The sequence below is a fragment of the Agrobacterium sp. SOY23 genome, assembly GCF_027212525.1.
Taxonomy (GTDB): domain Bacteria; phylum Pseudomonadota; class Alphaproteobacteria; order Rhizobiales; family Rhizobiaceae; genus Agrobacterium; species Agrobacterium tumefaciens_I.
Genome location: NZ_JAPWDT010000001.1, coordinates 214,262 through 228,574, shown reverse-complemented (window position 1 = coordinate 228,574; position 14,313 = coordinate 214,262). Strand labels below are relative to the sequence as shown.

Here is a 14,313-nt window from a genome sequence, read left to right as displayed (position 1 = left end):
CCACATGACGGTGTCGCCGGAAGTGGCCGGGACATGGGCATGTGGCGAATTGATATTGTGCTGCCGGGCGCAAACCGGCGAATGACCGGAACCGGTCAGCAAGCCGGTATCGCCATCGCCGCAAAAGGTCAAAGGCGTTTTCGTGATCGCATCTTTCAGATTTTCTGATGCGACCCCCATAATTCATCAGCCGAAAGCGAACGAATAAAATTTGTGCATTCGCCCACACTACACACAGGTCCGCCGCACTCTTCCACCCCGCCACGGCGCGCAACCCATTCGCCAATGCCGCATTTATAGGCTGAAACCAGAAAAACGCTTCTTTTTTAAAACTATAAACCCCTGAAAAATCTTCATGAGCAGCTCCGCATAGTTCTTGCATTGCATTTGGCGTTGTATTCAAATGGCAAAAAAGGGGACATCGAAGTTGGCATTTGACGAAATGATAAATGCGGACAACACGCCGCGAAGCCCATATGAAAACTATAACGAGTGGTACAGCCGACAGGACAGGGCGCACCTGATCCAGAAATCAAAAGACGCGGAAAACATCTTTCGAAAAACCGGTATTACTTTCGCAGTTTATGGTCACGCCGACAGTTCAGAAAAACTGATCCCTTTCGATATTATCCCGCGCATCATCTCCGGCCGTGAGTGGCGCAAACTGGCCCAGGGCATCGAACAGCGCGTCCTCGCCCTCAATGCCTTCCTCGACGATATCTACCACAAGCAGGAAATCATCCGCGCCGGGCGCATCCCCCGCGAGATCATCGAGAGGAACGAAGCCTTCCTGCCGGAAATGATCGGCTTTACCCCACCCGGCGGCGTTTATACCCACATCGTCGGCACGGATATCGTCCGCACCGGCGAAGACCAGTTCTATGTTCTGGAAGACAATGCCCGCACGCCCTCCGGTGTCAGCTACATGCTGGAAAACCGCGAGACGATGATGCAGATGTTCCCGGAACTCTTCCACGAAAACCGCGTGCGGCGGGTGGAGGATTATCCTTATCTGCTGCGCCAGTCGCTCGCCTCGCTCGCCCCGCCCGGCTGTTCCGGCAAACCGCGTGTGGCGGTTTTGACGCCCGGCATCTATAATTCCGCCTATTACGAGCATTCGTTCCTTGCCGACATGATGGGCGTGGAACTGGTTGAAGGTTCCGACCTGCGCGTCATGGACGGCAAGGTCAAGATGCGTACCACGCGCGGTTATGAGGCGATCGACGTGCTTTACCGCCGCGTCGATGACGATTTCCTCGATCCGCTGACCTTCCGGCCGGATTCGGCGCTCGGCGTTCCCGGCATCATGGATGTCTACCGCGCCGGCAACATCACCATCGCCAATGCGCCCGGCACCGGCATTTCCGACGACAAGGCAATCTATTCCTACATGCCCGAGATCGTGGAATTCTACACCGGCCGCAAGCCGCTGCTGGAAAACGTGCCGACCTGGCGCTGTTCCGAGCCGGGCAGCCTGAAATACGTGCTCGACAACCTCGCCGACCTCGTCGTCAAGGAAGTCCACGGTTCGGGCGGTTACGGCATGCTGGTCGGCCCCACCGCGACAAAGAAGGAACGGGCGCTTTTTGCCGAAAAGCTGAAAGCACGTCCCTCCAACTACATTGCGCAGCCGACGCTATCGCTCTCCACCGTGCCGATCATGGTCAAGAACGGCATCGCGCCGCGCCATGTCGATCTGCGCCCCTATGTTCTGGTCTCGGACAAGGTGCAGATCATTCCCGGCGGACTGACCCGCGTTGCCCTCAAACAGGGTTCGCTGGTGGTCAATTCCAGCCAGGGCGGCGGCACCAAGGATACCTGGGTACTGGAGGACTAAGCCATGCTGGGCAGAACGGCAAACGGGCTCTACTGGATGTTCCGGTATATCGAGCGCGCTGAAAACATCGCCCGGCTCATCGATGCGGGCCTGCGCGTTTCACTGACGCGCAGCGGCAGCGGCGACGAGGACTGGGACGGCGTGTTGCAGAGCGCAGGCGTGCATGAGGCCTTTCTCGAAACACGCGAGAAGGTGACGGCGGCAAATGCGATCGATTATCTCCTAAGGGACAAGGCAAACCCATCCAGCGTCATGTCCTGCATCGAGGCGGGCCGCAACAATGCCCGCATGGTGCGCACGGCGCTGACGCGGGAAACATGGGAAGCCACCAACGAATTCTGGATCGAGCTGAAGAACATCCTCGGCCGCAAGCTCAGCCACGCCGAGCTGCCGCAGACCATCGATGTCATCAAACATCGCGCCGGTCTGGTGCGCGGCGCCTTCCACGGCTCGATGCTGCGCAACGATCTCTACAATTTCTCCCGTATCGGCACCTTCATCGAACGCGCCGACAACACGGCGCGCATTCTCGACGTCAAATATTACGTGCTGCTGCCGGCGGTGGCGCATGTGGGGTCGTCGCTCGACAATGCGCAGTGGGAATCCATCCTGCGCTCGGTTTCGGCGCATCGATCCTATGGCTGGGTCTATGATGCGGAATACAAGCCGTCGAATATTGCCGACTTCCTCATTCTCAACGGCCGCATGCCGCGTTCGCTCGCCTATTGCTACGAAAAGATCGCCGGCAACCTCAATTACATTGCCGAGGATTACGGTGAAAGGCACAAGGCGCATGACACGGCGGAAAGCATTCGCGACAGCCTGCGTGCGACCACCATCGGCCGGGTGATGGACGAGGGCCTGCACGAATTTCTGGAGAGGTTCGTCAACCGCAATGCTCAATTGGGGCAGGAAATCACGGAAGGCTACCGCTTCTATCAATAAGCGCGTGGACGGGGACAGCTTATGCGTCTGAAAATCACCCATACGACGGAATATGTCTATGACGAGCCGATGCCCTATGCGTTGCAGCGGCTGCGCCTGACGCCGCAGACCGGCCCGTGCCAGACGGTGGAGAACTGGGATGTCTCGGTGGACGGCGCCACCGTGGAAGTGACCTATGACGACCATTTCGGCAACCGCGTCGCACTGGTGGAAACCGAAGGCCCGCAGCAGCGGGTGAAGGTGGTGGCGAGCGGCTTCGTCAGCACCGAGGACAAGGCCGGCGTGTTCGGCCACCATATCGGCAATGCGCCGCTCTGGCTTTTCCTGCGCGAGACGCCGCGCACCAAACCGGGAAAGCTTGTGCGCGAACTGGTGAAGGTGAGCGCCGGCGACAGCGAGCTGGCCCGCCTGCACGACCTCATGGAAAATATTCACCGCAAGGTGGAGTATGTGCCCGGCGCGACAGACATCGAGACCACGGCGGAAACGGCGCTGGAAGCCGGCAAGGGTGTCTGCCAGGACCATGCCCATATCCTGATTTCCGCCGCCCGGCTGATGGGCCTGCCGGCGCGTTATGTCTCCGGTTACCTGATGATGGAAGAGGTGGAGGAACAGGCGGCCACCCATGCCTGGGCCGAGGTGCATCTTCAGGGGCTGGGCTGGGTGGGCTTCGACGCCGCCAACAATATCTGCCCCGACGACCGTTATGTTCGCATCGCATCCGGCCTCTGCTACCGCGACTGCGCGCCGATCTCCGGCATGCGCATCGGCCCGGCCGGCGAGACGCTGAATGTCTCGGTCACCGTGCAGCAATCACAAAGCCAGAGCCAGTCGCAGAGTTGAACCATGACCGGTAAGGACAACGAGACGATCGGCTTTTATACCGGTAATGCCATGGCCTATACGTCACGGGGGCAGGATCCCGACCGCCCGCATCTGGAAACATTCCTGACGCGGCTGCAAGAAGGCGCGAGCATTCTCGAACTGGGATGCGGCGGCGGGCAGGACAGCGAATATATGCTGGCCGCCGGTTTCGATGTTCATCCCACCGACGGAACACCGGAGATCGCAAAGGCGGCTGAAGCACGACTTGGCATTCCCGTCCGCACATTGCTGTTCGAGGATATCGAAGAGACCGCGCTTTATGACGGCGTCTGGGCCAATGCCTGCCTGCTGCACGTGCCGCGCCCTGCTCTCCCGGGCATCATCGGCCGCATCCATGCCGCGCTGAAACCGGGTGGCGTTTTTTATGCGAGCTTCAAGGCGGGAGAAGCGGAAGGGCGCGACATGTTCGGCCGTTATTACAACTATCCTTCCAGAGCCTGGCTTGAACATGCCTACGGGCAATTCGACTGGTCCGGCGTGGAGATCGAGGCCCGGCAGGGCAGCGGTTACGACAATCTTCCCACCGACTGGCTGCATGTGACGGCCACGAAACCCTGAACCGGTGCGATAAGTTAGCGGTTGCGAAAGCACGCCTCGACCGTTTAAATCGCGGCATCGATTTGAATGCATGCTCCGGCCTCGATCCTCTCTTGGCAGGCCGGTCGGGAGAGGGTTTTGTACAGCATTTCCGACTATCGCGACTGCCAGACCCATGGTCCTCTCATCGCGGAGCGTGTCTGGACGGCATGGTGGCAGGATAGCGGCCTTCAGGTCGGTGATGTCGCCGAACACCTGAAGGACATGACCAATCCCCACAGGCTGCCCACGGGTTTTGTTGCCCATGATGGCGACACTTATGTCGGCTCCGCCTTCCTCATCCATTGCGATCTCGAAGAACGCCCGCAATATCTGCCCTGGGTCGCGGCATTGTGGGTGGAGGAAGACCGCCGGCGCGCGGGCGTTGCGCGCGCCCTGATGCAGGCGGCGACACAAAGGGCCGCCGAGCTTGGACATGAGACCAGCTATCTCTGTTGCCAGCGCGATCTGGAAACGTGTTATACCAACTGCGGCTGGACCATTCTCGAGCGCGGCGTCGGCAAACATGATCTGACGGTGCTGACCTACACAACAAAGACATAGGTTTCCGAGGCGTTCCGCCGCCGGAATTTCTGAACCGCCGGGAGGAACCATGCGACCGCCAGCCGCCATTATGGAAACCGCAATCTACGTGGATGATCTCGATGCCGCCGAAGCCTTTTACCGGGATGTCTTCGGGCTGGACGTGGTGCGCAGGCTGCCGGGGCAATTCATCTTCCTCAGATGCGGGCAGCAGATGCTGCTGATCTTCGATCCGCAGCAATCCCGCAGGGCCGACCCCGTCAATCCGATCCCCCGCCACGGCGCAGTCGGGCAAGGTCATTTCTGCTTTTATGCAAAGGACAGGTCAGAGGTGGACGGCTGGAAGGCCCGCTTCGAAGAACTCGGAATTCCCGTCGAACATTATCACCGCTGGCCGAATGACAGCTATTCCGTCTATATCCGCGATCCCGCGGGTAATTCGGTGGAGGTCGGGGAAGGCAAGCTGTGGGGGTTGGAGTAAGTCCAACACGCGGAAGAAGCGCTATGAAGAACATTTTTGTCGTCACGCACACTCAGTCCATCCACCATGTCGAGAACAAGGTCGGGGGCTGGTATGACACCGAGCTGACACCCAAAGGCAGGGTCGATGCGGAAGCGACAGCTGCCAAGCTTATGACCTTGATCGGCAGCGCATCAGTCGAAATCTTCAGTTCCGATCTTCTCCGGGCCTCCCAGACTGCGGCAATCCTTGCTGAACATCTCAAGCGCCCATTTGAAACTACAAGTGACCTGCGGGAAATCAGCTACGGCTCGGCTGGCGGTATGCCACAGGAATGGCTCGACGCCCGTCAAATCCCCGCTCCTGATCATAACAGGATGGATCACCGCGGCGGAATCGCCGATGGCGAAACGAGACGTGAGGTGGCGGAAAGAGTGTATCGCTCTGTAAACACCATTATTTCGCGGCCATGCCCCACGCAGGTCATCGTTACCCACGGCTTCGCTCTTACTTTCGTCATCGCAGCATGGATCAAGATGCCAATAGAAACCGCCGGCTATGTCAGCTTTCCGGCAGGGTCCGGAAGCATTACCCACCTAAGACAGGATGATTACTGGCAAAGTCGCTCCGTTATCGCTTTGGCGGATGTTTCCCACCTGAAGACAAGCTTCGGGGTCTGAGTAAGGCAAGTGGTTGAAAGTTGCTCGACGCACAAAGGGATAATGGGATGAAAGAGCTATCATCTCGCGTCATCCTCGGGCTTGTCCCGGGGATCCAACTACGTAGCGTAAAATCAATCGACTGCAAATCCTCGGGACAAACCCGAGGATGACGTCGAGGGAGGGCCCCTCCCCCGACCATTTTTCACGCGCAGTCCGCAGATCAGATCTGTCGAACGGTGATCTCTTCTTCCGCATCCACGGCAAGCGGGTTCTTCAGCGGCAGGCCGAAACCGGCGGCCTCGATCTCGAACACGTCGCCCGCTTCCGGCTTGATGCCTTCTGCGAAGGAGAGCGTCGCCGTGCCGAACATGTGCACGTGCACGTCGCCGGGCGCACGGAACAGGCCGTATTTGAAGTGGTGATATTCGAGGTTCGCGAAGGTGTGGGACATGTTGTCCTCACCCGAAACGAAGGGCTTTTCGAAGATGACCTTGTCGCCGCGGCGAATGCGCGATGTGCCGCGAATGTCCGACGGCGGGGCGCCGACGCGGATTTCCGGGCCGAAGCTGGCCGGACGGAGCTTGGAATGGGCGAGATAGAGATAGTTGATCCGCTCGGTGACGTGATCGGAAAACTCGTTCGAGACGGCAAAGCCGATGCGAACCGCTTCACCCTTGTCGGAGATCACGTAGATACCGGCCATTTCCGGTTCTTCGCCGCCATCGAGCGCGAAGGAGGGCGAGGTGAGTGCCGCACCCGGGGCTGCCGCCACATGGCCGTTGCCCTTGTAGAACCACTCGGGCTGCACGCCCTTTTCGCCAGCCTTCGGCTTGCCGTTTTCGAGACCCATGCGGAACATCTTCATGGAATCCGTCAAGCTTTCTTCTGCCGCTTCCGTGGTCTTCTTGTGCATGCTGTCACGCGTCGCGGCCGAACCGAGATGGGTGAGGCCCGTGCCGGTCAGATGCAGATGCGCCGGATCGGGATGGGTGATCGGCGGCAGGAAGCGGCCTTCGGCATAGGCCTTTTCGAGATCGACGGCATCGCCCAGACCATGGGCGGAAATGACATCGGCAAGGCTCTTACCGCCATTGGCGGCTTCCATGGCGAGTGCATAAACCGAGGCCGCACCCTTGACGGCGCGCGCCTGCCCGCCTTCTTCGCGAACCGCTACGGTGATGTTGCCACTGGCATCTTTGATCTGTGAAATGAGCACGGGATTTCCTTCCTCCGGCGCAACGCGCCTTATCTCTTCTCTTCGGCGCATAACGCCTGCATCTTATGAAAGTGGCCGGAAACCGGCCACTTTTTTGACTGCGATAGGGATGGGCCGATCAGCCCTTGTTCTTGTTGTAAACGTCGAAGAACACGGCGGCGAGCAGCACGAGGCCCTTGACCATCTGCTGGAAATCGATGCCGAGGCCGACGATCGACATGCCGTTGTTCATGACACCCATGATGAAGGCGCCGATGACCGCACCGGTGATCTTGCCAACGCCGCCGGATGCCGAAGCACCGCCGATGAAGCAGGCCGCGATAACGTCGAGTTCGAAGCCCACGCCGGCCTTCGGCGTCGCCGAGTTCAGGCGGGTCGCGATGATCATGCCGGCAAGACCGGCCAGCACGCCCATGTTGACGAAGGTGAGGAAGCTCAGGCGTTCGGTGTTGATACCCGAAAGCTTGGTCGCCTTCTCATTGCCGCCCATGGCGTAGACACGGCGACCGATGGTCGTGCGGCGCGTCACGAAGCTGTAAAGCGCGATCAGCACCAGCATCACGATCAGCACGTTCGGCAGGCCGCGATAGGTGGACAGCTGGTAACCGAGGAACAGGATAGCGCCGGAGATCAGCAGATTCTGCACAATGAAGAAACCGAACGGCTCCACGTCGATGCCGTGCTTCACGTTCACGACGCGACGGCGCCATGCGAGATAGAACAGCACAACCGTAATCAGCAACGTCAGGATCATCGACGTCGTGTTCAGGCCTTCAATGCCGCCGATATCAGGCAGGAAGCCGGTGCTGATGACCTGGAAATCGGTCGGGAAAGGACCAATGTTCTTGCCGCCGAGCACGAACAGCGTCAGGCCGCGGAACACCAGCATGCCCGCCAGTGTCACGATGAACGACGGAATGCGGTGATAGGCGATCCAGTAACCCTGGGCAGCACCGATGATGCCGCCGATGACGAGACAAATCAGCGCCGCGAGAAACGGGTTCATGCCCCATTGCACGGTCAAAATGGCCGCGATGGCGCCGACGAAGGCGACGATGGAACCGACCGAAAGGTCGATATGCCCCGCCACGATGACGAGCAGCATGCCCAGCGCCATGATGACGATGAACGAGTTCTGCAGGATGAGGTTGGTCAGGTTCACAGGGCGGAACAGGATGCCGCCGGTGTAGAACTGGAAGAAAACCATGATGGCGACGAGCGCGATCAGCATGCCGTATTCGCGGATATTGGCGCGAATATAGGACGAGATCGAGACGACGTTACTTTCTTCGTTTGTTGTGTTTGCCGAACTCATGAGTTCTTCTCCCCTGAGCGCATGATAGCGCGCATGATGCTTTCCTGGCTCGCCTCTCCCTTCGGCAATTCAGCGACGATGCGGCCTTCGTTCATGACGTAGATGCGGTCGCAATTGCCGAGCAGTTCGGGCATTTCCGATGAGATCATCAGAACGCCTTTACCATCGGCAGCGAGCTGGTTGATGATGGTGTAGATTTCATATTTCGCGCCGACATCGATACCGCGGGTCGGTTCGTCGAGGATCAGCACGTCGGGATTGGAGAACAGCCACTTGGAGAGCACAACCTTCTGCTGGTTGCCGCCCGAAAGATTGACCGTTTCCTGGAAGATGCCCGACGACCGGATGCGAAGACGCGTGCGGAAATCGCTCGCCACCTTCATTTCCTTGATGTCGTCGATGATGCTGGCATTCGATACGCCGGCCAGATTGGCGAGCGTGGTATTGTGCAGGATGTTGTCGTTGAGCACGAGACCGAGATGCTTGCGATCTTCCGTGACATAGGCAAGACCGGCATCGATCGCCTTGCGCACGGTGCTGACGTCAACGGGCTTGCCGTCGATCAGCACTTCGCCGCTGATCCTGTGGCCGTAGGACTTGCCGAACACGCTCATGGCGAATTCGGTGCGCCCTGCCCCCATCAGACCGGCAATGCCGACGACTTCGCCCTTGCGCACGGTGACGTTGATATCGTGCAGGACCTGGCGGTCGCGATGCTGCTGGTGATAGGCGTTCCAGTTCTTGACTTCGAGAATGGTCTCGCCGATCGGCACATCGCGCGGCGGATAACGATCTTCGAGATCGCGTCCCACCATGTTGCGGATGATGACATCCTCGCTGATTTCTTCCTGGTGACAGTCGAGCGTCTTCACCGTCATGCCGTCGCGCAGCACGGTGATCTGGTCGGCCACCTTGCGCACTTCGTTCAGCTTGTGGGTGATGATGATCGACGTCATGCCCTGATTGCGGAATTCCATCAACAGGTTGAGCAGCGCCTCGGAATCGCTTTCGTTGAGCGAAGCCGTCGGCTCATCGAGGATGAGCAGCTTCACGCTCTTCGACAGCGCCTTGGCGATTTCGACCAGCTGCTGCTTGCCCACGCCGATATCGGTGATCAGCGTCTCGGGCGATTCCTTCAGACCCACCTTCTTTAGAAGTTCGCGGGTACGGTTGAAGGTCTGCTGCCAGCTGATGACGCCGTTCGAAGCAACCTCGTTACCAAGGAAGATGTTTTCCGCAATCGACAGAAGCGGCACCAGCGCCAGCTCCTGGTGAATGATAATGATACCAATATCTTCACTGTCGTTGATGGCGCGAAAATTCCGCACTGCGCCTTCATAGTGGATTTCGCCCTCATAGGTGCCGGCGGGGTAAACACCGGAAAGGACCTTCATCAAGGTCGACTTTCCCGCGCCGTTCTCACCGACGAGTGCGTGGATCTCACCTTCCTTCACTTTGAGGTTGACGTTCTCAAGCGCTTTCACGCCCGGAAACGTCTTGGTGATGTTCCGCATTTCGAGAATGGTATTGGCCATATCGTAATCCAGCGCCCGATTAATTCCGGCGTTTTTATTTTTATGGAAAAACGGGGATGACGCCAAGCCATCCCCGCATGTGTCTTGCAGCTTATTTCAGCTGGTCTTCCTTGTAGTAACCACCGTCGACGAGAACCTGCTTGTAGTTCTCCTTGGTGACGGCAACCGGCTTCAGCAGGTAGGACGGAACAACCTTGACGCCATTTTCATAGGTCTTGGTGTCGTTCACTTCCGGCTCCTTGCCTTCCATGACAGCGTTGACCATGTTCACGGTCACCTTGGCGAGTTCGCGGGTGTCCTTGAAGATGGTGGAGTACTGCTCGCCAGCGATGATCGACTTGACGGAAGGAACTTCAGCGTCCTGACCGGAAACGACCGGCAGCGGCTGGTCCTTCGTGCCATAACCAACGCCCTTCAGCGAGGAGATGATGCCGATGGAAAGACCGTCGTAAGGCGACAGAACGGCGTCAACCTTGGCGTCGGTGTAGTAAGCCGAGAGCAGGTTGTCCATGCGGGCCTGGGCCGTCGCCGGATCCCAACGCAGCGTACCGACCTTGTCCATGCCCATCTGGCCGGACTTCACGACCAGCTTGCCGCTGTCGATGTAAGGCTTCAGGACAGACATCGCGCCGTCATAGAAGAAGAAGGCGTTGTTGTCGTCCGGAGAGCCGCCGAACAGCTCGATGTTGAACGGACCCTTGCCGTCTTTCAGGCCAAGCTTGTCGACGATCGAAGTTGCCTGCAGAACGCCAACCTGGAAGTTGTCGAAGGTCGCGTAGTAGCTGACGTCGCCGCTGTTGCGGATCAGGCGGTCATAAGCGATGACCTTGATGCCCTGCTCGCCGGCCTGCTTCAGAACGTCAGACAGCGTGGTGCCGTCGATCGACGCGATCACGAGGACCTTGACGCCCTTGGTGACCATGTTTTCGATCTGGGAAAGCTGGTTCGGAATATCGTCGTCAGCATATTGCAGGTCGGTCTTGTAACCGGCTTCCTGCAGCTGCTTCACGATGTTGTTGCCGTCGTCGATCCAGCGTGCGGACGACTTGGTCGGCATCGCGATACCGACGGAACCCTTGTCCTGTGCGAAAGCCGGCACTGCGAAAGAAGCAGCACCGATGGCACAAGCTGCCATCAGCGAAATAATGGACTTCATTAACTCTCTCCCTTGAGTCCTTCTCTGGAGCCCGCATGCTGCGGTGCACCATGAAATTCATGCCGTCAGAGGAAGAAGCCGCATTGCGCTTACTCCGATTTCGCAATTGCGAAATGGAACAGCTGCCGCTCCTCCCCGGCATTCCGCAAATTGTTCTGAATCCATATAACTGTCAAATAGAATATATCGGTTTCCATATATCAATTATGATATATTAAATCGATACAATAACCGATGAGGGGTATGAGACAACGCATGAACAACCAAAAAGTGTATGAGCAGGCGCAAACAACAGAGGCTCTTTTCGTCTTTGAGGACAACCCTTTGCTGCGGGCCGGATTGAAGATGAGCCACCTGCGCATGCTGGTCATGATCGAGGAGCACGGGCAGGTCAGCGCGGCAGCGGCCGCAATGAACATGACGCAGCCGGCGGCCTCGCGCATGCTCGCGGAAATGGAAGCAATTGTCAAAAGCCCGCTCTGTCAAAGGGCTTCGCGCGGCGTGGTGCTGACGAAATTCGGCGAGGCGCTGGCGCGTCGGGCCCGCACCATATTGCTGGAACTGCGCGAGGCGAGCCGCGAACTGAACCAGATGAAATCCGGCAGCGGCGGCTCGGTCTATATCGGCGCCGTTACCGCGCCTGCGATCAGCCTCGTCGTTCCCGCCATCAGGCGCGCCATGGACACCTATCCCGGCATCGAAATCAACGTGCAGGTGGAAAGCAGCAACGTGCTGGCGCGCGAACTGCTGGCGGCGCGGCACGATTTCATCATCGGCCGCATTCCCGATGATTTTGATCCCGGCCTCTTCTCCATCCACGAAATCGGCATAGAGCGCGCCTGTCTGGTGGTGCGTGAAGGCCACCCGCTGCTGCGCGGCGAGCCCGTGACATTGCAGGATCTCTCCGGTTACGACTGGGTTTTCCAGCCGCCCGGCGCGCTTTTGCGCAGAACCATGGAGGATGTGTTCCTTACCCATGGCGTCGCCATGCCGCGCAACGTCATCAATACGCCGTCCGTGGTGCTGACCCTTGCCCTCGTCTGCAACACGAATGCGATTGCGCCAATTGCGCAGGATATGGCCGAATTCGTCGCCGGCCAGCAGGCGGATATCGGCCGGACACGCATTTTGCCGACGGATTTCGAACTCGTGGTCAAGCCTTACAGCATCATCACCACCAAGGGCCGGGTTCTGCCGCCCAGCGCCCGCCTGCTTTACGATCTGGTGCTGGATGAAAGCCGCAAGTTGACCAACACGTAACGCCGGCAAGCCCGACACCACCTTCAGCCTCTATAAAAGCCGGATCATTAAGGCCGGCGCAGGGAACAGCCGCATGCTCTTCGGACAATCCGTCTTCCAGTCGGTCGTCGAAAGACTGAAACAGGAAAAAGAAGAGGAAGGCGCGGAACCGCCGCCGCCCGCCGGTCACCGCATTGCCGGTTTCAGCTCTGGTTTCGTCCTCGATACGCATATCGAGACCCCGCCCCCGGCGAACGGCAATCTCGATGCCTATCTCGCCTTTTTACCCGATCCCGCGCCACTGCCAGAACCTCAAGCGGAGCCCGAGCCGGAGCCGATGCCGGCCCATCTCGAAAAAACCTCGCTTGCCGATGTTTCAGCCGAGCTTGCGATCCAGGAAAGCGATACCGCCGCAACGCTTGCGGAAAAGCGCCGCGCCTTCGCCCGCCGCAATCATCCCGACCGGGTGCAGCCGCCATTCCGGCACAATGCGACGCTGCGCATGACGGCGGCCAATCTCCTGATCGACCAGGCGCTCCGCATGCTTCGGACCCGGGAGCACTTCCGCTGAATATGCGCAATCAGCCTGGGCCGGGACGAACATAAAACAAAAGATAAGGGGCGCTTCAGCCCGCATCGTTCTTATCAGCGGGCGGGTTTTCGGCGGCAGGTTCATCTACGCCATCCTTGCCTGCAGCGTCATTGCTGGCCGGCTTGAACTTCAGCAGCAATTCATAGGCCGCATAGGCGGCGATGCCGCCGACGAGGGTGCCCCAGAAAAACTCACGATTGACGAATTCGATGACAGCCCATGCGGTGCAGAGGCCGACAATGAGCAACCGGACCCACAGGGGGCGATAAAGCGGATGACTCGTATCGATATTCAGCATGGCGTTCCCGACTTTGGCCTTTCCGGTCCGTCGCATTGGTGCAGCGCATAGGCCGCAAGCTGCGAACAGACTATGCGTCTTGACGGTTTCGCAGGCAAATTGCAACGCAAATCGGCCCGCAAGGCATCATGCTGTCATGGAGGTCCGCCGGGAAGGCACTGAAGGCCGCTGCGGCCGAAGGCCAAGCCGCCTCGCCACGCCCTGCGAGTTTCAGGAGAGCCCGGCCGCAGATCACGCATCCGCAGCGGGATATCGGGATATCAGTCGCGCAGACGTCCAAGCAGCGCCAGCAACTGGTCGCGGGCTTTTTTGCCGCCGATCCTGTCGATCAGCTTTTCCTCGCGGTCACGCCATGCATCGGAAAGACGCTCGAGAAGCCGGCTGCCCTCATCCGTCATGTCGAGGAAATGGACGCGCCGGTCCTCTTCCGATCTGCGGCGGACAAGCAGCCCCTTCTCTTCCATGCTGTCGACAATCGCGACAAAATTGGCGCGCTGTATGCCGAGCGCTTCGGCCACATCGCTCTGTTTAAGGCCTGAATTGCCGCCGACAATGACGAGAACGGAAAAATCCGCCGGCCGCAATCCCCGCTCCGCCAGCACATCGGCAAAACCGTTTGCCACGGCAAGTTGCGAGTGCCGCAGGTGATAGCTGATCGCCGTCGTCAGCAACCCATAGTCGATCGCCACAACAGGCGCCGCTTCGGCGCCGCCGTTTTCGGCCTTTTCCGTTCGCGGCCCGTTGCTATGTGCCAGTCGCAAAGCCATCCGATCCCCCGCCTGATTCGTTCCTTACCTTGCCGAAATCATAACCGACAACGTCACGAAACTGTATCCCAAATAAATGTAGATGATACTAATATTGTATAATAATTTGACAGTTAATCGCCGGAAGACCAAACACACTGTTCAGATCAGTGCCTGATCAGCGAAAAAAGTATGACTATTTACCCACCAATTTTAACGCGATAGAGCCGCTTCCTGCACCTTGTTGCAAAGGGTTTTGCGACAATGCGGCCGCCTCTTTGCAAAGGGAGCGAAACAGCGGCCGGAAC

The 14,313-nt window shown here is 58.7% G+C and carries 16 protein-coding genes; 10 read left to right on the top strand and 6 right to left on the bottom strand.

Features of this window, described 5'->3' with window-relative positions; translation table 11 throughout:
- The first annotated feature begins 33 nt into the window (after positions 1-33).
- The 8 genes from O3S81_RS01120 to O3S81_RS01085 all read left to right on the top strand — a co-directional run bounded on the left by O3S81_RS01120 (position 34) and on the right by O3S81_RS01085 (position 5,926).
- Entirely contained in the window at positions 34-168 is a 135-nt protein-coding gene (locus O3S81_RS01120) for a hypothetical protein (protein WP_269340386.1), read from the top strand.
- 259 nt (positions 169-427) lie between these two features.
- Positions 428-1,837: a circularly permuted type 2 ATP-grasp protein gene (locus O3S81_RS01115; RefSeq protein WP_269340384.1), complete on the top strand. Its 1,410-nt coding sequence runs from the start codon at positions 428-430 to the stop codon at positions 1,835-1,837.
- A 3-nt stretch (positions 1,838-1,840) separates the two neighbouring features.
- A complete protein-coding gene (locus O3S81_RS01110; RefSeq protein WP_269340382.1) occupies positions 1,841-2,782 on the top strand; it encodes an alpha-E domain-containing protein in 942 nt (313 codons plus the stop codon).
- 21 nt (positions 2,783-2,803) lie between these two features.
- Entirely contained in the window at positions 2,804-3,625 is an 822-nt protein-coding gene (locus tag O3S81_RS01105; RefSeq protein ID WP_269340381.1) for a transglutaminase family protein, read from the top strand.
- Between the two features lie 3 nt (positions 3,626-3,628).
- On the top strand, positions 3,629-4,225 hold the full coding sequence (locus O3S81_RS01100) for a class I SAM-dependent methyltransferase (protein ID WP_269340380.1): 597 nt from the start codon (positions 3,629-3,631) through the stop codon (positions 4,223-4,225).
- A 117-nt stretch (positions 4,226-4,342) separates the two neighbouring features.
- Positions 4,343-4,807, top strand: a complete 465-nt coding sequence (locus O3S81_RS01095) for a GNAT family N-acetyltransferase (RefSeq protein ID WP_269340379.1) — start codon at positions 4,343-4,345, stop codon at positions 4,805-4,807.
- 49 nt (positions 4,808-4,856) lie between these two features.
- Positions 4,857-5,267 carry a VOC family protein gene (locus O3S81_RS01090; RefSeq protein ID WP_269340378.1) on the top strand — a complete coding sequence of 137 codons (411 nt, stop codon included), beginning with the start codon at positions 4,857-4,859 and terminating at the stop codon, positions 5,265-5,267.
- A gap of 23 nt (positions 5,268-5,290) precedes the next feature.
- Entirely contained in the window at positions 5,291-5,926 is a 636-nt protein-coding gene (locus tag O3S81_RS01085; RefSeq protein ID WP_269340377.1) for a histidine phosphatase family protein, read from the top strand.
- 202 nt (positions 5,927-6,128) lie between these two features.
- Here O3S81_RS01085 and araD1 read toward each other — a convergent pair whose 3' ends face one another.
- From araD1 to chvE, 4 genes are all read right to left on the bottom strand, one after another.
- A complete protein-coding gene (gene araD1 / locus O3S81_RS01080) occupies positions 6,129-7,124 on the bottom strand; it encodes a 2-keto-3-deoxy-L-arabinonate dehydratase AraD1 (protein WP_269340375.1) in 996 nt (331 codons plus the stop codon).
- 118 nt (positions 7,125-7,242) lie between these two features.
- Positions 7,243-8,439, bottom strand: a complete 1,197-nt coding sequence (gene gguB, locus O3S81_RS01075) for a sugar ABC transporter permease GguB (protein ID WP_269340374.1) — start codon at positions 8,437-8,439, stop codon at positions 7,243-7,245.
- On the bottom strand, positions 8,436-9,974 hold the full coding sequence (gene gguA, locus O3S81_RS01070) for a sugar ABC transporter ATP-binding protein GguA (RefSeq protein WP_269340372.1): 1,539 nt from the start codon (positions 9,972-9,974) through the stop codon (positions 8,436-8,438). Before gguA ends, gguB begins: the two co-directional genes overlap by 4 nt.
- Before the next feature lie 91 nt (positions 9,975-10,065).
- Entirely contained in the window at positions 10,066-11,130 is a 1,065-nt protein-coding gene (chvE, locus tag O3S81_RS01065; RefSeq protein WP_269340370.1) for a sugar ABC transporter substrate-binding protein ChvE, read from the bottom strand.
- Positions 11,131-11,385: 255 nt separating this feature from the next.
- Between chvE and O3S81_RS01060 the strand changes: the two genes are divergently transcribed.
- Positions 11,386-12,390, top strand: a complete 1,005-nt coding sequence (locus tag O3S81_RS01060; RefSeq protein ID WP_269340369.1) for a LysR family transcriptional regulator — start codon at positions 11,386-11,388, stop codon at positions 12,388-12,390.
- A gap of 73 nt (positions 12,391-12,463) precedes the next feature.
- On the top strand, positions 12,464-12,940 hold the full coding sequence (locus tag O3S81_RS01055; RefSeq protein WP_269340367.1) for a hypothetical protein: 477 nt from the start codon (positions 12,464-12,466) through the stop codon (positions 12,938-12,940).
- A 55-nt stretch (positions 12,941-12,995) separates the two neighbouring features.
- Here the strand turns inward: O3S81_RS01055 and O3S81_RS01050 are convergent, their stop codons facing one another.
- Positions 12,996-13,259 carry a hypothetical protein gene (locus O3S81_RS01050; protein ID WP_269340365.1) on the bottom strand — a complete coding sequence of 88 codons (264 nt, stop codon included), beginning with the start codon at positions 13,257-13,259 and terminating at the stop codon, positions 12,996-12,998.
- A 260-nt stretch (positions 13,260-13,519) separates the two neighbouring features.
- On the bottom strand, positions 13,520-14,026 hold the full coding sequence (locus O3S81_RS01045) for a MarR family winged helix-turn-helix transcriptional regulator (protein WP_269340363.1): 507 nt from the start codon (positions 14,024-14,026) through the stop codon (positions 13,520-13,522).
- Positions 14,027-14,313 lie beyond the last annotated feature (287 nt).